This window comes from Janibacter zhangyanbonis, from assembly GCF_050507325.1.
In the GTDB taxonomy this organism is placed as follows: Bacteria; Actinomycetota; Actinomycetes; order Actinomycetales; family Dermatophilaceae; genus Janibacter.
On the sequence record NZ_CP191481.1, the window covers coordinates 2568547 to 2587244 of the forward strand.

The 18698-nt window shown below is 72.9% G+C and carries 21 protein-coding genes; 11 read left to right on the plus strand and 10 right to left on the minus strand.

What is annotated here, in order from left to right; translation table 11 throughout:
- Positions 1-73: 73 nt before the first annotated feature.
- Positions 74-1006 (plus strand): M23 family metallopeptidase, encoded by a 933-nt coding sequence (locus tag ACQBJO_RS12510; RefSeq protein WP_421007563.1) that lies wholly within the window; start codon positions 74-76, stop codon positions 1004-1006.
- Between the two features lie 152 nt (positions 1007-1158).
- On the opposite strand, the gene pcrA is transcribed toward ACQBJO_RS12510, so the two are convergent.
- On the minus strand, positions 1159-3591 hold the full coding sequence (pcrA, locus tag ACQBJO_RS12515) for a DNA helicase PcrA (protein ID WP_421007564.1): 2433 nt from the start codon (positions 3589-3591) through the stop codon (positions 1159-1161).
- A gap of 190 nt (positions 3592-3781) precedes the next feature.
- On the opposite strand from pcrA, the gene ACQBJO_RS12520 reads away from it, so the two are divergent.
- Entirely contained in the window at positions 3782-5053 is a 1272-nt protein-coding gene (locus ACQBJO_RS12520) for an MFS transporter (protein WP_421007633.1), read from the plus strand.
- 7 nt (positions 5054-5060) lie between these two features.
- On the opposite strand, the gene ACQBJO_RS12525 is transcribed toward ACQBJO_RS12520, so the two are convergent.
- Both ACQBJO_RS12525 and ACQBJO_RS12530 read right to left on the minus strand, forming a co-directional pair.
- Positions 5061-5471: a rhodanese-like domain-containing protein gene (locus ACQBJO_RS12525; protein ID WP_421007565.1), complete on the minus strand. Its 411-nt coding sequence runs from the start codon at positions 5469-5471 to the stop codon at positions 5061-5063.
- A gap of 5 nt (positions 5472-5476) precedes the next feature.
- Complete coding sequence (locus ACQBJO_RS12530; protein ID WP_421007566.1) at positions 5477-5974, minus strand: cysteine dioxygenase; 498 nt, start codon at positions 5972-5974, stop codon at positions 5477-5479.
- Positions 5975-6194: 220 nt separating this feature from the next.
- Here ACQBJO_RS12530 and ACQBJO_RS12535 point away from each other — a divergent pair, with 220 nt between their 5' ends.
- A complete protein-coding gene (locus ACQBJO_RS12535; protein WP_421007567.1) occupies positions 6195-6785 on the plus strand; it encodes a GNAT family N-acetyltransferase in 591 nt (196 codons plus the stop codon).
- Between the two features lie 64 nt (positions 6786-6849).
- Positions 6850-7818 (plus strand): non-homologous end-joining DNA ligase, encoded by a 969-nt coding sequence (ligD, locus tag ACQBJO_RS12540; RefSeq protein ID WP_421007568.1) that lies wholly within the window; start codon positions 6850-6852, stop codon positions 7816-7818.
- 13 nt (positions 7819-7831) lie between these two features.
- Here the strand turns inward: ligD and ACQBJO_RS12545 are convergent, their stop codons facing one another.
- A complete protein-coding gene (locus ACQBJO_RS12545) occupies positions 7832-8164 on the minus strand; it encodes a TfoX/Sxy family protein (protein ID WP_421007569.1) in 333 nt (110 codons plus the stop codon).
- Positions 8165-8228: 64 nt separating this feature from the next.
- Between ACQBJO_RS12545 and ACQBJO_RS12550 the strand changes: the two genes are divergently transcribed.
- Genes ACQBJO_RS12550 through ACQBJO_RS12570 form a run of 5 tightly spaced genes read left to right on the plus strand, consistent with a single transcriptional unit; the run spans position 8229 to position 11538 of the window.
- Positions 8229-8480 carry a ribbon-helix-helix protein, CopG family gene (locus ACQBJO_RS12550; protein WP_255184146.1) on the plus strand — a complete coding sequence of 84 codons (252 nt, stop codon included), beginning with the start codon at positions 8229-8231 and terminating at the stop codon, positions 8478-8480.
- Positions 8477-8776 carry a type II toxin-antitoxin system RelE/ParE family toxin gene (locus ACQBJO_RS12555; RefSeq protein WP_421007570.1) on the plus strand — a complete coding sequence of 100 codons (300 nt, stop codon included), beginning with the start codon at positions 8477-8479 and terminating at the stop codon, positions 8774-8776. Before ACQBJO_RS12550 ends, ACQBJO_RS12555 begins: the two co-directional genes overlap by 4 nt.
- Complete coding sequence (locus ACQBJO_RS12560; RefSeq protein ID WP_421007571.1) at positions 8773-9603, plus strand: uracil-DNA glycosylase; 831 nt, start codon at positions 8773-8775, stop codon at positions 9601-9603. Before ACQBJO_RS12555 ends, ACQBJO_RS12560 begins: the two co-directional genes overlap by 4 nt.
- Positions 9604-9619: 16 nt before the next feature.
- Complete coding sequence (locus ACQBJO_RS12565; RefSeq protein ID WP_421007572.1) at positions 9620-10609, plus strand: quinone oxidoreductase family protein; 990 nt, start codon at positions 9620-9622, stop codon at positions 10607-10609.
- Positions 10610-10665: 56 nt separating this feature from the next.
- Complete coding sequence (locus ACQBJO_RS12570) at positions 10666-11538, plus strand: hypothetical protein (RefSeq protein WP_421007573.1); 873 nt, start codon at positions 10666-10668, stop codon at positions 11536-11538.
- A gap of 73 nt (positions 11539-11611) precedes the next feature.
- On the opposite strand, the gene ACQBJO_RS12575 is transcribed toward ACQBJO_RS12570, so the two are convergent.
- The 3 genes from ACQBJO_RS12575 to ACQBJO_RS12585 are packed head-to-tail and all read right to left on the minus strand — an operon-like array spanning position 11612 to position 13812.
- Entirely contained in the window at positions 11612-11950 is a 339-nt protein-coding gene (locus tag ACQBJO_RS12575; protein ID WP_421007574.1) for a hypothetical protein, read from the minus strand.
- Positions 11951-11983: 33 nt separating this feature from the next.
- Complete coding sequence (locus ACQBJO_RS12580) at positions 11984-12655, minus strand: NUDIX hydrolase (RefSeq protein ID WP_421007575.1); 672 nt, start codon at positions 12653-12655, stop codon at positions 11984-11986.
- Complete coding sequence (locus ACQBJO_RS12585; protein WP_421007576.1) at positions 12652-13812, minus strand: glycosyltransferase family 4 protein; 1161 nt, start codon at positions 13810-13812, stop codon at positions 12652-12654. The genes ACQBJO_RS12580 and ACQBJO_RS12585 overlap by 4 nt, the downstream gene beginning before the upstream one ends.
- Before the next feature lie 42 nt (positions 13813-13854).
- Between ACQBJO_RS12585 and ACQBJO_RS12590 the strand changes: the two genes are divergently transcribed.
- Both ACQBJO_RS12590 and ACQBJO_RS12595 read left to right on the plus strand, forming a co-directional pair.
- Positions 13855-14700, plus strand: a complete 846-nt coding sequence (locus ACQBJO_RS12590; RefSeq protein ID WP_421007577.1) for a PIG-L deacetylase family protein — start codon at positions 13855-13857, stop codon at positions 14698-14700.
- Positions 14697-15773, plus strand: coding sequence for a lysylphosphatidylglycerol synthase transmembrane domain-containing protein (locus ACQBJO_RS12595; protein WP_421007578.1), 1077 nt, complete (start codon positions 14697-14699; stop codon positions 15771-15773). Before ACQBJO_RS12590 ends, ACQBJO_RS12595 begins: the two co-directional genes overlap by 4 nt.
- A gap of 30 nt (positions 15774-15803) precedes the next feature.
- Here the strand turns inward: ACQBJO_RS12595 and ACQBJO_RS12600 are convergent, their stop codons facing one another.
- Genes ACQBJO_RS12600 through ACQBJO_RS12610 form a run of 3 tightly spaced genes read right to left on the minus strand, consistent with a single transcriptional unit; the run spans position 15804 to position 18650 of the window.
- Complete coding sequence (locus ACQBJO_RS12600) at positions 15804-16604, minus strand: type 1 glutamine amidotransferase (RefSeq protein WP_421007579.1); 801 nt, start codon at positions 16602-16604, stop codon at positions 15804-15806.
- Positions 16601-17944 (minus strand): MurT ligase domain-containing protein, encoded by a 1344-nt coding sequence (locus ACQBJO_RS12605; protein WP_421007580.1) that lies wholly within the window; start codon positions 17942-17944, stop codon positions 16601-16603. The genes ACQBJO_RS12600 and ACQBJO_RS12605 overlap by 4 nt, the downstream gene beginning before the upstream one ends.
- A 22-nt stretch (positions 17945-17966) precedes the next feature.
- Positions 17967-18650: a hypothetical protein gene (locus ACQBJO_RS12610; RefSeq protein ID WP_421007581.1), complete on the minus strand. Its 684-nt coding sequence runs from the start codon at positions 18648-18650 to the stop codon at positions 17967-17969.
- Positions 18651-18698: the final 48 nt, after the last annotated feature.

Here is an 18698-nt window from a genome sequence, read left to right on the forward strand (position 1 = left end):
GGTAACCACGAATTTTTGTCCGTCCCCGCTGCCAGGGGAAGAAGTCCGATCCCCTGCAAGGACGTCATCCACCATGAGCGAGTACTCCGGTCGACACCGGCCGCCCACCCGCGCCGAGCGCCGCGCCCAGCAGCGCCGCACCCGCCTTCCCAAGAGCTTCGGTCCCGCCTACGCGCTGCCGACCGCCGCCGCCGTCACCCTCGTGCTGACGGCTGCTGGTGCGACCGCCGCACAGTCCTCCCCCTTCGCCAGCCAGGCCGCCGACTCGGCCAAGGCGGCCTTCGTGACCGGAGGCTCCCCCGCTGCGAGCGCCACCTCGCTGCTGTCCGACCCCGAGGTCGTCGACACCGCCCGCACCGAGGCCGAAACCGCCACCGACGAGGCCGACGGCCTCGACCAGCGCCGCCAGGCCGCCTCGACCACCGTCGCCGAGAGCCAGGGCCGCACCCAGGAACGCCAGCGGGTCGCCCGCGACAAGGCGCGCAAGGAGGTCGCGGCCGACCGTGCCGCGGCCAAGAAGAAGCGCGCCGCCTCGACGTCCTCGTCCGCCACGACCGGCTCGGCCGCCACGGGCGAGACGACGACCGCCGACGGCGAGTCCGCGACCGAGGTCGGCGCCCAGGGCTGGGTCACGCCGCTCGACAACGCCGTCTTCACCTCTCCCTTCGGCATGCGCTGGGGTCGCCTGCACGCCGGCCAGGACTACGCCGCCGCCGTGGGCACCCCGCTCAAGGCGATGAGCAGCGGCGAGGTCATCGGCGCCGGGCCCATGGACGGTTATGGCATCTACATCGACATCAAGTACTGGGACGGCACCGTCTCGCGCTACGGCCACCTGAGCTCGGTGAGCGCGTCCGTCGGCCAGCAGGTCTCCCCCGGTGACGTCGTCGCCCTCTCGGGCAACACCGGCCGCTCGACCGGCCCGCACCTGCACATGGAGATCCACCCCGGTGGCGGCGGCGCCATCGACCCCTCCGGCTGGCTCGCCGAGCGCGGCCTGAGCTGACCCTCTCCCCCACGTACCCAACCCTGCAAAACCCTAGGGTCCTGCAGGGTTAGCCGGGCCCAGCTCTGCAAAACCCTAGGGTTTTGCAGAGTTGTTGGTCAGACGGGACCTGCGTCCGCCCTGAGGCCGCATTGCCCAACGGTAATGCGGCCTCAGAGCTTTTCGAGCGGGGCGTAGCGGAGCAGCAGGCGCTTGACGCCGTCCTCCCCACCGAAGTCGACGTGGGCCATCGCCTTGTCGCCCTCACCCTCGACCCGGATCACCGTGCCGAGCCCGAAGCTGTCGTGCGTGACCTTGTCACCGTCGGACAGCGCGATGACCGGACGGTTGCCGGGCGAGCGCACGCCGGGGCGGGCCGCGAGGCGGGCGACGGCCGGTGTGCGGGTCGAGCGGGTCGGGCCGACCGGCGGCCCCGTCCGCTCCCACCGCATGAGGTGCTCGGGGATCTCGTCGAGGAAGCGTGACGCAGGGTTGTACTGCGGCGCGCCGAAGGCGCTGCGCACCGCCGCCCGCGACAGGTGCAGCCGCTCGCGGGCGCGGGTGATGCCGACATAGGCCAGCCGCCGCTCCTCCTCGAGCTCGCTCTCCTTGCCCAGGCTGCGCTGGTGCGGGAAGGTGCCGTCCTCCATGCCGGTGAGGAAGACGACGGGGAACTCCAGGCCCTTGGCCGTGTGCAGGGTCATGAGGGTGACGACGCCCTGGTCGTCGGCCTCGTCGTCGGGGATCTCGTCGGCGTCGGCGACGAGGCTCACCTGCTCGAGGAAGTCGTCGAGGCTGATGACCTCGCCGGTCGCCTCACGCGTCGCGTCGAACTCGCGGGCGACCCCGACGAGCTCCTGCAGGTTCTCGAGCCGGGTCTCGTCCTGCGGGTCACGGCTGGCCTGCAGCTCGGCGACGTAGCCGGTGCGCTCGAGGACCGCGGCGAGCAGGTCACCGATGCCGGCCCCCTCCTCCTGCAGCTCGCGCAGGCCCTCCAGGAGGGAGGTGAAGCCGCGCACGGCGGTCACGGAGCGGGTCGCGATGCCGGGCGCGTCCTCGACGCGACCGAGGGCGGCGACGAAGGGGATGCGCTCCCGGTCGGCGAGCTGGGCCACGGCGGCCTGGGCCCGGTCACCGATGCCCCGCTTGGGGACGTTGATGATCCGGCGCAGGTTGACGGTGTCGGCGGGGTTGGCGACGACGTGCAGGTAGGCCAGGGCGTCCTTGACCTCCCTTCGCTCGTAGAAGCGGGTGCCACCGACGACCTTGTAGGGCAGACCGACCCGGACGAAGACCTCCTCGATGGCGCGCGACTGCGCATTGGTCCGGTAGAAGACGGCGACGTCGCCGGGCCGCACACCGTGCTCGTCGTGGAGCGCGTCGATGGTCGTGGCGATGAAGGAGGCCTCGTCGTGCTCGTTGTCACCGACGTAGCCGACGATGGGCTCGCCGGAGCCGGACTCGGTCCACAGGTTCTTCTTGCGGCGCGACTCGTTGCGCTCGATGACGGCATTGGCCGCGGTGAGAATCGTCTGGGTCGAGCGGTAGTTCTGCTCGAGGAGGATCGAGCGCGCGTCGGGGTAGTCCTCCTCGAACTCGATGATGTTGCGGATCGAGGCCCCGCGGAAGGCGTAGATCGACTGGTCGGCGTCACCGACGACGACGAGCTCGCTCGGCTCGACGGCGTGCTCGCCCTGCGCCTGGCCGTCCGCCCCGCCGACGAGCTCGCGCACGAGCTGGTACTGCGCGTGGTTGGTGTCCTGGTACTCGTCGACGAGCACGTGCCGGAAGCGGCGCCGGTAGTGCTCGGCCACGTCGGGGAAGGCCTGCAGGACGTGCACCGTCGTCATGATGATGTCGTCGAAGTCGAGCGCGTTGGCCTGGCGCAGCCGCCGCTGGTACTCGGTGTAGACCTGCGAGAGGGTCTGGTCCTGGTGGGTGCCGCCCGGCTGCTGCGCGTCCTCGTCGGCCGCGACCCGGCGGGCGTACTCCTCCTCGTCGACGAGCTCGTTCTTGAGGTTGCTGATCCGGTGCCCCATGGCCCGCGGCGGGAATCGCTTGGGGTCGAGGTCGAGGTCGCGCATGACGAGGGCGATGAGCCGCTGGCTGTCGGCGGCGTCGTAGATCGAGAAGCTGCTCTTCATGCCGACCTTGGTCGCCTCGCGGCGCAGGATGCGCACGCACGCCGAGTGGAAGGTCATGACCCACATCGCCTTCGCCCGCGGCCCGACGAGGTCCTCGACCCGCTCGCGCATCTCCGCGGCGGCCTTGTTGGTGAAGGTGATCGCGAGGATCTGCCCCGGCTGCGCGCCGCGGGCAGCGAGCAGGTAGGCGATGCGGTGGGTGAGCACCCGGGTCTTGCCCGAGCCGGCGCCGGCGACGATGAGCAGGGGGCCGCCCTCGTGCAGGACGGCCTCGCGCTGGGCGGGGTTGAGCCCCGCCACGAGCTCCTCGGGGTCGCGCTCCGGGGGCCGCTGGTGGGCGCTGTGCGCTGCTCGGGTGGGCCCCTCCTCGGACATCGCCCACGCCGGCACCCCGGCATCGGTCACGTCCGCGGTCCAGTCACCGGGCAGGGCATCGGGAAGGTCGTCGAAGAGGCTGCTCATCTCGCCCTCCAGCGTACGTCGCCGCGGTGACAGGCCCCGCGGACGGGGAGGTCGGGTGACGCGGCGTCAAGCCGAAGTCGTGGACGACGACGCCACCACAGGAGAACGAAGGACTTCGGCAGCGCGTCGCCCGGCCTCCCCGGGAGCCGGGAGGTCGGGTGACGCGGAGTATCTTGCGCCGGTGAGCGGGATGCGCGAGGACCTGAGCCTGCTGCGGGAGCGGCGCTTCGCGGCGCTCTTCGCCGCGCGCACCCTGTCGGTGCTCGGGCTCGCCTTCGCGCCGGTGGCGCTGGCCTTCGGCATCCTGCGTCTGCCCGGCGCCGACGCGGGGACGCTCTCGCTCGTCGTCGCCTCGGAGGCGATCCCGCACGTGCTCGGCCTGCTCCTCGGCGGGGTCGTCGCCGACCGCTACCCGCGGCGGCTCGTGATGTTCACCGGCGAGTGCCTCTCGCTCGTCGCGTGGCTGGGCATCGGCACGATGCTGCTCCTCGGGTGGGCGCCGATCCCGCTCGTGTGCGCCTTCGCCGTCCTCACCGGTCTCGCCGGCGCGGTCGTGTGGCCGGTGCTGTCCGGCATCATCCCCGAGGTCGCCCCGCCCGACCGGCTGCAGTCGGCCAATGCGCTGCTCGCCGTGGGCGCCAACGTCGCTCGCGTCGGCGGGCTCGTCGCCGCGGGCGCGGTCGTCGTCCTCATCGGCCCCGGCTGGGCGCTCGTCACGGCCGCCGCCGTGTACGCCGCTGCCGCCACCTTCGCGTGGCGCATCGGCTCGACCCCACGCCCCGGACGCGAAGGGGGGACCTCCGTCCTCGCCGAGCTGCAGGAGGGGTGGGTCGAGTTCTCCTCCCGCGAGTGGCTGTGGGTGGTCGTCGCGCAGTTCGCCCTGCTCATCCTCGCCTGGCAGGGCGCCCACACGGTCCTCGGCCCGGTGGTCGCCGAGGCCGAGCTCGGCGGGGCCGGTGCGTGGTCGGCGATCCTCACCGGCGAGGCGATCGGCATGCTCGTCGGGGTGCTCGTGGCCCTGCGCCTGCGGCCCCGTCGCCCAATCCTCGTCGGCGTGCTGCTCACCTCGCTCACGGCCCTGCCCTACCTGCTCCTCGGGCTGGGCGCGTCCCTGGCGCTCGTCGTGGTCGCCGGCTTCGCGATGGGCCTGGGCATGGACACCTTCACCGTCCTGTGGCAGACGACGATGCAGCGCGAGGTCCCCGCCGAGGCCCTCTCGCGGGTGGCCTCCTACGACGCCTTCGGGTCGATGCTCTTCGGCCCCGTCGGCGTGCTGCTCGCCGGACCGGCCGCGGTCCACCTCGGCGCGCACACCGCGCTGCTCGTGTGCGCGGGGATCATCCTCGCCTCGTGCCTGCTCGCCCTGCTCTCGCGGGAGGTGCGCACCCTGCGGGCACCGGAGGTGGCCGCCCCGGTGCCCGAGGGCGCCTACCCGACGCCGGTCGACCCGGCGACGCCCTGAACGCGGGTCAGGCGGCGCGCAGCCGGGCGATGGGCAGCCCGAGCTCGCGCCACGCGGCGAAGCCACCGACGACGTCCGTCGCCAGCTCGATCCCGATGGAGCGCAGGGAGTCCGCCGCCAGCGACGAGGTGTAGCCCTCCTGGCAGATGACGATGACGCGGTCACCGAGGGTGACGCCCGGCAAGGACGCCTCCTGCCGCGGGTCGAGCCGCCACTCGAGGACATTGCGCTCGATGACCCACGGGTCGAGGACGCTGGCGACCTCCCCTTCGACCTGCCGTTGCGCCGCCGGACGGATGTCGACGAGGCGGGCGGTGCCGTCGCGCACCTCCCGCCAGGCCTGCACCGGGGAGACGCGGGTGAGCCGGGAGCGGGCGTCGGCGAGGAGGGCGTCGATGCCGTCGTGCTGGGCCGCCATCGCGCTCACCACGCCTGCCGCTGCTCGACGCCGGAGGGCCGCAGCACGCCGTCGACGAGGTCGTAGTGGGTCATCTGCGCGAGCGTCGGGCTGTAGGCGTGCACCGAGATGGACACCTCGCGACCGAGGTTGGTGACGTCGTGGAGGTGGCTGCCGCCGAAGGCGCGCCCCTCCCCTTCGTGCAGCTCGGAGGCCTCGACGGACCGCTCCCGGGTGTGCTCGGTCAGGGTGCCGCGCACGACGGTGAACCCGCCTCGTGCGCCGCCGTGGTCGTGCCAGCCGGTGCCGGCGCCGACGGGCCACCGGATGAGCCAGACCTGCAGGCGCGGGCTGTCGGCGAGCAGCCGCCAGGTGCGTTCGCCGGGTCGGTCCGGGTCCGGCCCGAGGGTGCCGGGCAGGGCCGGGTCGGAGGCGAAGAGCTGGGTCAGGCGCAGCAGCTGGACGGGGGTGAAGGCCTCGACGCCGGGCGTCGGGCGGACAGGGGTGGACTGGGTCGTGTACATGGGTCGGCTCTCTGTGCGGTGGTCTGCGGGCTGCGGTCAGGCGCAGCGGCGACAGAGGGCACCGAGGTGGAGCGCGAGGTCCAGGTGCAGACGACGCACCCCGGCGAAGGGGGTCCAGGTGTGCGTCGAGAGGTCCATGCCGAGAGCCCACCACGTGCGCACTCCTCGCGTCAAACTCCTATTCACATAGTGGGAGATTGGTCGGCCTAGGGTGTCCGTCATGGCCCAGATCGTGCGACCCGACGCCCGCTACCAGCGCTCCTACCTCGAGGCCCTCGACGAGTTCGACGGGGCGCACCGTGACGGCGACGGCATGCTCGAGCTGGCTGCCGACCCGACGACCGGCTTCGCCGGCCACGACTTCACCCGTGAGGGGCTCGAGGACCCCGAGGAGTTCCGCCGTCTCGTGCAGGCCCGCCGCGCCGACGAGCTGCCGGAGACGCCGCGCCCGGCGAACTTCGTCCCGTGCACCTATCTGTGGATCGCCGAGGGCGACACCTATCTCGGGTCGATCTCCTTCCGCCACGAGCTGACCGACTTCCTCCTCGAGCAGGGCGGGCACATCGGCTACTCGGTCCGGCCCTCGGCGCGGCGGCAGGGGCACGCGAGCACCGCCCTTCGTCAGGTCCTGGAGCTCGCCGCCGAGATGGGCCACGAGCGGGTGCTCATCACGTGCGACGAGGACAACGTCGCCTCCCGCGCGACGATCGAGGGCGCCGGCGGGGTCTACGAGGACTCGCGGGTCGGCAAGCGGCGCTACTGGGTGCCGACGGTCACCACGGATCGGCCGGCGGGCGCGCTCATCGGGTAGGCGGGTCCCTTCGAGACGGTCGCTGCGCGACCTCCTCAGGGACCGTCGTGAGTACTGTCGGGGCATGGCCCGCGGCGAGCACGGCGACGACGTCCACCTCGACGTCGGGGGGCGCGATGTGCGCATCTCCTCCCCCGACCGGGTCTACTTCCCCGAGCGCGGTGAGACCAAGCTCGACCTCGCGCACTACTACCTCGCCGTCGGCGACGGGATCCTGCGGGCGCTGCGCGAGCGGCCGACGATGCTGCACCGGTTCCCCAAGGGCGTGAGCGGCGCCAAGGTCCACCAGAAGCGGCTGCCGAAGGGCGCACCCGACTGGGTCGAGACGGTGCGGCTGCACTTCCCGCGGTACGACCTGCACGCCGACGAGCTGTGCCCGACGGAGCTCGGCGCCATCATCTGGGCGGTGCAGATGAGCACCGTCGAGCTGCACCCGTGGAATGTCCGCCGCGCCGACGTCGACCGGCCCGACGAGTGGCGGATCGACCTCGACCCCATGCCGGATGCTCCCTTCGACCGGGTGCGGCGGGTGGCCGGCGTCGTCCACGAGGCCCTCGACGAGCTCGGGGTCGTCGGCTTCCCCAAGACGAGCGGTGGGTCCGGGCTGCACGTCTACGTGCGGGTCGAGCCGCGGTGGGAGTTCGCCGACGTGCGAAGGGCGGCGCTCGCCTTCGCCCGTGAGGTCGAGCGGCGTGCGCCGCAGGACGTGACGACGACGTGGTGGCGCAAGGACCGCGACCCGGCGGCGGTCTTCGTCGACTACAACCAAAATGCCCGCGACCACACGATCGCGGCCGCCTACTCGGTGCGAGGCAACGCGCGCGGGACGGTGTCGACGCCGATCACCTGGGACGAGATCGCCGACGTCGAGCCGCAGGACTGCACGATCGCGACCGTGCCGGAGCGCTTCGCGCGGGTCGGCGACCTGCACGCGAGCATCGACGACGTCGCGCACGACCTGACGCCGCTGCTCGAGTGGGCCGAGCGTGACGAGGCCGCCGGGCACGAACCGCCGGCGGACCCCGGCGACTGATCGCGGCGGGCGCCTACTCCCCGCGTCGCAGGCAGGCGTCGACCCAGTGGGTCAGGCCCGCCTCGTCCGCCACGGCGTCGGGGTGCACGTCCAACCAGCTCGGGCCCATGTCCTTGCCGCCCATATCGGCGACCTGCGCGTAGAGCGGGCCGGCATCGGCGAGCAAGTCCGCGCTCTCAGCAGGGTCGACGCGCGCGAGCAGCCCTCCCCCGCCGCGCACCCCGACGAGGATCGACCCGCCGACCATGAAGATCAGGGAGCCGAACATCCGCTTCTCCAGCCACTCGATGCCGCGGTCGGTGAGGTCCGACCGGACGCGGGTGGCGAGGTGCTCGTCGATGGCCATGACTCCACCCTGCCAGAGCAGGTGGCGCTCGGTATGATTTCGTCATACCCAGGAGGTGGCGTCGATGATGCGCAAGGTGACCGTGACCCTGCCGGACGAGCTCTACGACGTGGTCGAGCGGGCCCGCTCGATCGAGCATCGGAGCCGATCAGAGGTCGTCCAGGAGGCACTGCGCACGCACTTCGGCGAACCCGTCTACCACCCGAGTGACGAGGAGCGCCGCCAGCTGCTGGAGGCGCTCGAGGCCCACCGCGACGACCCCGCAGCCGTTCACGACTGGGAGGCTGTCCGCGAGCAGCTGCACTCCAGTCCGTGACGATCCACCTCACGCAACATGCCGCCGACGACCTGCTGCGTGCCCGTGACCACTACGCCGATGTCAGCGCGCCCCTCCGAGACCGATTCTTGGCGGACGTCGACGTCGCGTTCGAGCGCATCCTGATGTTTCCGTCGGGAGCCCCGCCCGTCGATGGGATGCGCGGTCTTCGCCGCGCCAGGTTGCGCGCCTTCCCCTTCGGTGTGTTCTACCGGGTCGAGAACACCCGCGACATCCTCGTCGTCAGGGTCCTCCACACCCGGCAAGACCGCACCACCGAGATCGCAGACCGATGACCGACGACCCGCTGCTGCCGCACCCGGTGACGGGGACTCCCTTCTCCTCGCCTGTGGAGCCCGGGACCGGCTGGCCGGGTGACGTCGCGAGCGCGGAGACGCCCGTGGCCCGCACGGCTGCTCAGGTGCGACGACTGGCGAAGGGAGCCGCCGGCCAGGAAGACCTCGACGCGCGGATCTCGGTCTGCCGCGCCTGCCCGAGGCTCGTCGCGTGGCGCGAGGAGGTGGCGACGAGCAAGCGCGCGGCCTTCGCCGACCAGCCCTACTGGGGGCGACCGGTGCCGGCGCTCGGCCCGCCCGATGCCCCGGTCGTGGTCGTGGGGCTCGCGCCTGCGGCGCACGGGGCCAACAGGACGGGCCGCAACTTCACCGGTGACCGGTCGGGTGACTGGCTCTTCGCCGCACTGCACCGGGCCGGCTACGCCAGCCAGCCCGAGTCCTGGGCGGCCGGGGACGGACTGACCCTCGACGGCGTGCGGATCATCGCGCCGGTCCGGTGCGCTCCCCCGCAGAACAAGCCCACGACCACTGAGAAGCAGACGTGCGCACCGTGGCTCGACGCGGACCTTGCGAGGAGCGCTCCCTTCGTCCGCTCGATCATGTGCCTGGGTGCGATCGGGTGGGACGCGACCATCGCCGGGGTGCGGCATGCCGGGTGGGAGGTGCCGCGGCCGAAGCCGAAGTTCGGCCACGGCGCCCGCGCGGTGCTGCGCACGCCCGAGGGACGCGAGGTGGAGCTCGTCGGCTGCTACCACGTGAGCCAGCACAACACCCAGACCGGCCGGCTCACCGAGGCGATGCTCGACGAGGTCATCGGGTCGGTGTAGTCCTTAGGCTGGCGTCATGGCCACCATGCGCGCACTCGTCGTCACCCGCCACGGAGGACCCGAGGTCCTCGCCCTCGAGGAGCGGGAGGTGCCCGAGCCGGGGCCGGGCGAAGCGCTCGTCGAGGTGGCCGCCGGCGGCGTCAACTTCATCGACGTCTACCAGCGCGAGGGGATCTACCCGACCGAGCCGCCGTACGTCGCGGGCTTCGAGGCGGCGGGCACGGTGCGCGCGGTCGGCGAGGGCGCATCGGTGGCCGTCGGTGACCGGGTCGCCTGGTCGATGACCTCGGGCCTGCACGCCGAGCTCGTCCTCGCCGACTCCACGCGACTGCTACCCGTGCCCGACGACGTCGACCTCGAGACCGCTTGTGCTGCAACGCTGCAGGGGATGACCGCGCACGCGCTCGTCACCGACTGCGTGCGCGTCGAGGAGGGCACCGTCGCCGTCGTGCACGCCGCGGCCGGTGGCGTCGGGCAGCTGCTGACGCAGATGGTCACGAACCGCGGCGGCACCGTCATCGCGACGGCGGGGTCGGACACCAAGCTCGAGATCGCTCGCTCCCGGGGCGCCTCCGAGGTCATCAACTACGCCCGCAGCGAGGACCTCGCCGCCGACATCGCCGCCGCCGCACGCCGGCTGGGGGCCGACGCGGGTGTCGACGTCGTCTACGACGGGGTGGGCCAGGCGACCTTCGACGCGTCGCTGGCCTCTCTGCGCCTCCGGGGCACGCTCGTGCTCTTCGGCGCGGCGTCGGGGCAGGTGCCCCCCGTCGACCTGCAACGGCTCAACTCGGGCGGCTCGCTCTTCGTCACCCGACCGACGCTGGCCCACTACATCGTCGAGCGCGACGAGCTGCTGATGCGCGGGCGTGAGGTCTTCGCCGACATCGCCGCCGGGCGACTCGACATCGCGATCCACCACGCCTACCCCTTCGCCGAGGCCGCCGAGGCCTACCGCGCGCTCGAGGGACGGCAGACGACGGGCAAGGTCATCCTCGTCCCCTGACGTGGCCCTGTGGAAACTCCCGCGGCCACTCGGGCGGTCTGCGCCAGCCTTGGGTGATGTCAGTCAGCCCCCTGCTCGTGGCCCAGCGCGGCGGCAGCGCCACCCGCGCCGAGCTCCTCGAGGCCACCACACCCTGGGCTCTGCAGAGAGCGCTGGAGGAGGGTGTCGTCCTCCGACACCGCCGCGGCGTCTACGGTCTGCCGCTCGACGGTGACCACCTCCGCGCTGCCGAGCTCGGGGTGCACCTCAGTCACCGGTCCGCTGCTCTGCACCACGGTCTGGGTGTGCTCCACGCACCGACGAGACCGGAGATGGTCACGCGGCGGGACCGCGGCATCAGCGTGCCCGCGGACGTGGCGCTGCGCTTCAGGCCCCTCACATCCGATGACCTCGGGGTGCGCGCGACGACTCCCCTGCGAACGGTCGTCGACTGCGCTCGGGATTTCCCCCTGCCCGAAGCCCTGGCCGTGGCCGACTCGGCCCTGCGGTCGGGTCTGATCAGTCCACGCAAGCTGACCGACGCGGACCTGCCCCGCACGGGGCGCGTTGCGGCCCGCCGGGTGTTCGACCTCGCGTCGGCCAAGGCCGTCAACCCCTTCGAGTCGGGGCTGCGTGGGCTGGCGGTCCAGGCCGACGACCGCGGCTGGGTACCCCAGGTGCCGATCACCCTGCGGGACGGGAGGACCCTGCACGCCGACGTGGGCGACCCGGTGACCCGCGTCGCGCTCGAGGCCGACAGCCACGAGTTCCACAAGAAGCGTGAGGACGTGCGCAGAGACTGCTGGCGCTACGACGAGATGATCCTCGCGGGCTGGGTCGTGCTCCGGTTTGCCTGGGAGCACGTGATGTTCAAGCCCGACTGGGTGCGCGACGTCATCGCCTGGGTCGTGCGACAGCGCGTGTCGTCCTGCAGTTCACTCATCGCATGACGAGGACATGCGGATCCTGAGCGGTCCGGAGGCCGAACTGCAGGACGACACGCGGCCGGTCCGGCCGCGGCGCTTACCAGAGGAAGGCGATGGCGGCGTTGACGACCGCCAGGCCGGCGGCGGCCCAGGCGAGCTTGCTCGCGGCGGCCTCGCCACGCTTGGCCTTGGCATTGCCGATCTCGGCGCAGGCGAGGACGGCGATCATGATGACGAGCTTGGTGCCGATCTTCGCGTGGTTGACCGGGTCGTCGCCCGCCTCGGCGAGGCCGGTGAGGCCCAGCCCGATGAGCAGCTGGAGGCGCGCACCCCACACCTGGACGAGGTGACCGCGGCCGGCAACGGCCGGGCCGACAACGATCGCCAGCATCGCGAGCATGTGGAGGATGTAGAGGATGAGGTGCAGGGCGTCCATGCCCGACAGCGTAGGCGACCGACGGGCCATCTCCTACAGCGGGTAGGAGTCGCCACCCGGCACGTGCGGCCAAGCCAGCCGGACCATCTCGGCCAGCGGCAGTCGCCTCACCTCGCCCAGCTGGACCCATGCCGCAGCACCCGTCGAGCCGTCGGCCTCGACGACGTGCGCGGGTGTCGGTCGCGGACACGTCGCCCGGTGGATCAGTCGCACGGCGTGGAAGTCCTCGTGCCGCTCCCCCGCCGTCACGTCGCCCACCCAGTGACGCGACTGCACCTGCACGAGCTCGTCGACGACGACGTGCTGCCCGGCCTCCTCGTGCACCTCGCGCACGACGCCGTCGACCGGGGACTCGCCCGGGTCGACGCCACCGCCGGGCAGCGTCCACAGCCCGCCGGCGCCGCCCACCCAGTCGGCGAGCTGCGACATGAGCAGCCGCCCCTCGTCGACGACGAGGGCATAGGCGGCGAGCCGCTGCAGGACCGTGGCGCCGGGGCGGCCCGTCACGACGGTCGGCGGAGACACCGGCCCGGGCAGCGCGGCCACCCGCCAGTGCACCTCGACGTCGTCGCCCACGAGGCCGCTGCCCGTCAGCTCCCCCGCCCACCCGTGTGCGGCGAGCAGGTCGGCCGGGTCCTGCCCGTGCCCGAGCGGCCAGCGCCCGACCTCGCCGTCCGGGCCGTCGGCCACGACCACGACGCTCATGCGCCGGCCCGTCGGTACTCGTCGACCGCGAGCGCGACGACGCGGTCCCAGGTCTGGGCGGGCGGGACGCGTCGGTTGTGCGCGGCGATCCGGGTGCGCAGGGTGTCGTCGGCGACGAGCCGCACGAGCGCGTCGGCGAGCCCGGCGTCGTCGGGGGCGAGCAGCCCCGAGATCCCGTCGGTGACCACCTCGCGCACCCCGGAGTCGGCGCGCGCGATGACCGGCAGTCCCGCCGTGCGTGCTTCGAGCGCGGCGATCCCGAAGGCCTCGAGGCGGGTCGGGGACAGGTAGCCGTCGGCGCGAGCCCAGGCGGCCGCGAGCTCCGGGCGGGTGAAGCGGCCACGCAGGCGCACGACGTCGTCGAGCCCGAGCGCACTCACCCGAGCCTCGAGCCACGGCCGCAGCGGTCCTTCGCCGTAGACGTCGAGGGTCATGGCTCCCGGACCGAGTCGACCACGGGCGGCGGCGACGACGGAGAGCAGTGCGCCGACTCGCTTGCGGGGGGCGAGGCGGGTGGCGGTGACGAGGCGGACGGAGTGGGTCTCGAGGCTCGCTGGCGCTCGCACCGCCCACGCGGAACGTGGGACCCAGACCAGCGGGGGTGCCCACAGGCTGGGGTCGATGCCGTTGGGGAGCACGGCGACGGGCTCCCCCTTCGCCGCCCGTCGCACACCCTCCGCAGCGAAGCCGGACACCGCCGAGAGCACCGCTCCGCGGTCTACCCAGCGCCGGATCATCGGGCCGAGCGGGCGCGCGGCCCGGTCGAGGACGCAGTGCCAGGTCAGGGCCGTCGGCAGCCCGAGGTCGGTGGTCAGGTCAGCCATGTCCCAGGCGAAGGGAGAGACCACCCCCATGTGCACGTGCGCCACGTCGAAGCCCCCTGCGGCGAGCACCCGGCGAGCCTCCGGTGGCGCGAGCGGGTTGACCGGCAGGCCCAGCGCGAGCGGTGTGTCCAGCCGGTGCACCTGCACCCCGTCGGGTCTCGAGGCTTCGACCGCGGGCGGCCTCGCACCTCTACCAACGGGCGTCGCCGCCGTCGCGGTGAAGACCTCGACCTCGTGCCCGGCCGCCACCAGCTGCGCCGCGAGGTCCCCCACCTGGGACTCGATGCCGCCGGTGCGCGGCGGGTAGCAGTCGGAGAGCAGGGCCACCTTCACGCGTCCAAGGGTGCCACGGGGCGGTGTGGGAGGGTTTCACCGATGGACTCCGCAGCCCGCACCCTCGTGGTCTTCCACGCGCACCCCGACGACGAGGCGCTGCTCACCGCCGGGACGATGGCGCGCGCTGCGGCCGAGGGTCATCGCGTCGTCCTCGTCGTCGCCACGGACGGCGCGCTCGGGCTCACCGACGAGAGCGCCTTCGGCACGAAGGGAGACGCCCTCGCCGCCACCCGCAGCCGGGAGCTGGCCGCAAGCGCCCGCGCGCTCGGCGTCGCCCGCACGGTCGAGCTCGGCCACGCCGACAGCGGCAGCGGCCCCGAGGTGTGGCCCGACCCGCCGGGTGGCCGACGCTTCGTCCGCGTGCCGGTGGAGGACGCAGCCACCGCCCTGGCCGACGTGCTCGTCGAGGAGCGCGCCGACGTGCTGACGACCTACGACCCGCACGGCGGCTACGGCCACCGCGACCACGTGCGCGTCCACGAGGTCGGCGCCCGGGCCGCCGAGCTGGCCCGCGAGCGCGGCCTGCCGGTGCGGGTGCTGTGGGCGACCGTCCCCCGCGACCTCATCTGCCGCGCCATCGACCTGGTCGCCAAGGTCTACCGCTTCCCACCCGAGTTCGACCGCAGCAGCTTCGACCGGGCCTTCTCCGCGTCGACCGAGATCACCCACCGCATCCCGGTCCGGCGCTTCGCGAAGGCCAAGCGCGCGTCGATGCGCGCCCACGCGAGCCAGGCCGCCGACGCCGGCGGCGGCGACCGCACCCTCGGGATGCTCGTGCGCATCCCCCGCCCGCTCTACGACCTCGTCTTCGGGCGCGAGTGGTTCGTCGACCCCGACGCCGCGCCCGGCACCGCCGCCACCGACGTCTTCGCGGGGCTGGCATGACCGCCGCGACCGAGCCGGCCGACCACGGCCCCGCCCCGGCGACCCAGCGGACCTCTCCCTTCGTCCGGGGGCTGCAGGTGACCCTCGGCCTCGGGCTGGCCGTCGCGATGCTGTGGTGGGGGCTGCCGCACTTCGCGAAGACCTCGTGGAGCGAGGTGTGGCACGTGCTGCGCACCGTGCCGACGTGGAAGGCCGCGCTCTTCATGGGCCTCGTCGTCGCCGGGCTGTACTGCTACACCTTCGTCATGACGGGGGCCATGCAGGGACTGAGCCACCTGCGGGCCCTCATCCTCAACGTCTGCGGGTCGTCGGTGTCCAACCTGCTGCCCGGCGGCGGCGCCGTCGGGCTCGCCGCGACCTACTCGATCGCCAAGTCCTGGGGATTCTCGGCAGCGAGCGTCACGACGATGGCCGTCGTCACCGGGGTGTGGAATGTCCTCGCCCGCGTCGCGCTCCCGATCATCGCGGTGCTCGGGCTCGCCTGGGGCGCAACGGATCTGCCGGCGGCCATGCGCGAAGCCGCGTGGGCCGCGGTGCTCTCCGGCACGGCGGTCATCGTGCTCTTCGCCGTGGCCATCGGCACCGACCGGGGCGCCCGGCAGCTCGGCCGCGGCATCGACCGGCTCATCCGGCTCGTGCGACGTGGCCACGGCAGCACCGTCGAGGACGGCCTGTCGGGGCTGCGGGCCCGCACCGCCGCGACGGTGCGCACGGGGTGGCTGCAGATGACGCTCGGGATGGTCGGGTTCTTCGGCCTCTACTACGTGCTCTTCCTGCTGTGCACGGAGACGACCGGCATCGAGCTGCCCTTCGGCCAGCTCTTCGCCGCCTATGCCATCGGCCGGCTGCTCACCGCCGTCGGCGTGACCCCCGGCGGGCTCGGCGTCACCGAGACCGGCACCGCCGCCGCCCTCGTCGCGTGGGGCGCCGACCCCGCCGCGTCGATGGCCGGGGTCGTGCTCTTCTCGATCTTCACGCACTTCATGGAGATCCCCCTCGGCGCCCTCGGCTGGGTCGCGTGGAGCGTGATGCCCAAGGCCAGCGCTGACGAGCGCGCCGCGACCGACGCCTGAGCGCAGCGCCGCGGCCGGGGCGGGCGGTGCTCAGCCGACGAGCCGGCGCACCTGACGGGAGTGCGCCTGCCGCGCCACCTCGTCGTCGAGCGACGCAGGCTCGAAGTCCCGTCCGGTCGCCAGCTCGGCCGCCCACCCGATGAGCGCATCGGCCAGGCGCGGGTTGGCCGGGAGGATCGGCCCGTGGAGGTAGGAGCCGATGACGTGGCCGGTGACGGCACCCTCGGTGCCGTCGGTGCCGTTGTTGCCCATGCCGTGCCGCACCCGGCCGAAGGGGGCCTGCCCCGCCCCGAGCGTCGTCGAGCCCGAGTGGTTCTCGTAGCCCACGACGTCACCGTGGTCGGTGCTCAGCACGATCGGGCCGATCATCCGCTTCTCGTTGCCCTGGGTGGTGACGTCGAGGATGCCCAGGCCGGGCAGCCGCTCCCCCTGCACGGTGACGAAGGCCTTGCCGAAGAGCTGGTACATGCCGCAGATCATGAGCATCGGGGTGCCGTCGGCGGCGAGCGAGCGCAGCCGGTCGCCGATCCGCTCGAGGTCCTCCTCCACCTTGGACTGCCCCGAGTCCTGGCCGCCACCGCCGACGACGAGGTGCGCCTGCTCGGGGAAGTCCTGCCCCGGGTGGTGCTGGTGGACGACGGGCACGTAGCCATGCCGGCGGATGCGCGCGGCCAGGCAGCGGGTGTTGCCCAGGTCGCCGTAGATGCTCATCTCGCGCGGGTAGAGGTGGACGAGGTGGATCTCGCCCTTGCCCTCGGCACCCGGGTCGGCGGGCAGCGCGGACCCGCTCGGCTCACCGAGGATCGGGACGTCGAGGTCGGCGGCAGTCATCGCTGGGCTCCCTGGGTCTCGTCCGCGTCGACGCCCATCTCGGGCAGGTCGTAGCGCTCGCCGAGCATGCGGCGCAGCGCGAGCATCGCGGTGTAGGTGCAGAAGATGCGCTTCGGCTCGTCACGGTGGTTGGCGAGGAAGCGCTCGAGCGCCTTGGCCAGGTCGACCTCGGTCGCCGCCACGGGCACGTCGTCGTACTGCAGCCGCAGCGCCATGTCCCAGCCGCGCACACCGCTGGTCACGGCAACCCCCTTGTCCCGCAAGGACTCGAAGCTCACGTCGTAGAGCCACGACACGTCGCGGCCGTCGGCATAGTCGTCATTGATCGCGACCATCGTGGCCACCGGCGACGAGCCGTAGGTGCCCAGCGCCACGGTGAACCCCGCGGGGTTCTTGACGAGGACCAGCTCGAGCGGGGTCCCGTCGGCGTCGACGACCTCACCCCGGCCGAAGGGGGGTGCCACCGTCCGCAGCGCCTGCTCGGCCACCTCGGCGCGGAAGCCGTCGCCGAGAAGGGCCCGGGCCGTAGCCGTCGCGGCCGTGGCATTGATCATCGCGGCGAGGCCGCGCTGGCGCAGGGCCACGGGGCCGACGGTCCCCCCTTCGCCCTGCTCGCCGAAGACGACACTCAGCTGCTGCTCGTCGACCGGCCGCAGGAGGGCGTCGCGGGCGGTGAGCGCCGGCGGCTGCCAGGCGTCGCCGCCGCGGGAGTCGTGCTCCTGCAGCTCTCCGAGGCGGTCGGCGATCGAGGCGTCGAGGCCGAACCACGCGATGTCCATGCCGGGCCCGACGGTCGTGGCGATGCGGTTGACGAAGGGGTCGTCGCGGTTGAGCACGACACCCTGCGTCGTCATGCCCGCGAGCTGCGTGAGCAGGCCTGCCGTGTGGTCGATCTCGGCGAAGCGGTCGAGCTGGTCGCGCGCGACGTTGAGCAGCAGCGCGTGCGTCGGCGCGACGGCCCGGGCGAAGTGGAGGGCGTGCGCCTCGTCGAGCTCGAGCACGGCGATGTCGGCCCGGAGCCGACCGCGCTGGAGCGGCTCGGCGAGGAGCGCGGAGATCACGCCGCGGGTGAAGTTGCTGCCCGTGGGGTTGGTGAAGACCGTCTGGCCGTGGGCTCGCAAGAGCGCGACGAGCATCTTGGTCGTCGTCGTCTTGCCGTTGGTGCCCGACACGACGACGATCCCGCCCGGCACGTCGGCGAGCGCGTGCGCGAGGAAGCCGGGGTCGATCTTCTCGGCGACGAGGCCCGGCAGGGCGGACCCGCCGGACCCACCGCCTCGGAGGCGGGCGGCACGGCGAGCGGCCTTGCCGGCGAATGCGGCGACTGCGGTCTTCAGCACCGGGTCAGCGTACCCAGCCGGGTCAGCCCGGCGACGAAGCCTCCGCCGTGTCCAGCTCGACCAGTCGCTCGTCCATCGGCAGGTCGATGACCTCGGAGAGCGGGTCGGGGATGTCGGCCTCGGCCTTCGTGAGGGCCGCTCCGAGGTCTCCCTCGGCGATCCCGGCGAGCGCAGTCGGCGCGTCGGCGCCACCGTCGTGGGCGGTGATCTCGCCATCGACGAGGGGGTAGGCGACCTGGGCGAGGTGGACCGGCGGGTCGGCCGTCGCGCGCTCCGGCTGGGTCAGCAGGACGAGCACCCGGTCACCGGTGCAGATCCGGGCGCTCTCGTCGTCGCTGCTCGTCGCGAGGTAGTCGGCCACGACCTCCCCGTCCGGAGGCGCGGTGCGGGTCGCGGGGTTGCGCCAGACCACGCTGGTGTCGCTCAACGTGACCCGCCCGTCCCGCAGGCCCCGGGCGTCCTCGTCGTCGACGGCCGCAGCAGAGACCGTGCCGACGACCGCGGAGCGCGACAGACCGAGCATCGACGGGAGGCTGCCGTCGATGTAGCGGGACGAGGAGTCGACGGAGTGCGGGCTGACCGCCAGCGCCGCAGCCGGTGCGCACTCCGATCCACCGCCGGTCACGTCGGTGCCGCACCCGGCCAGCGCCAGGACGGTGACCGAAGCGAGCGAAAGACTAGTACATCTGCCGAAGTTGACTCGCATTGAAACTCCCCAGGCCAGTTGGAGTGGAACCACCAATATTTTTCTCCA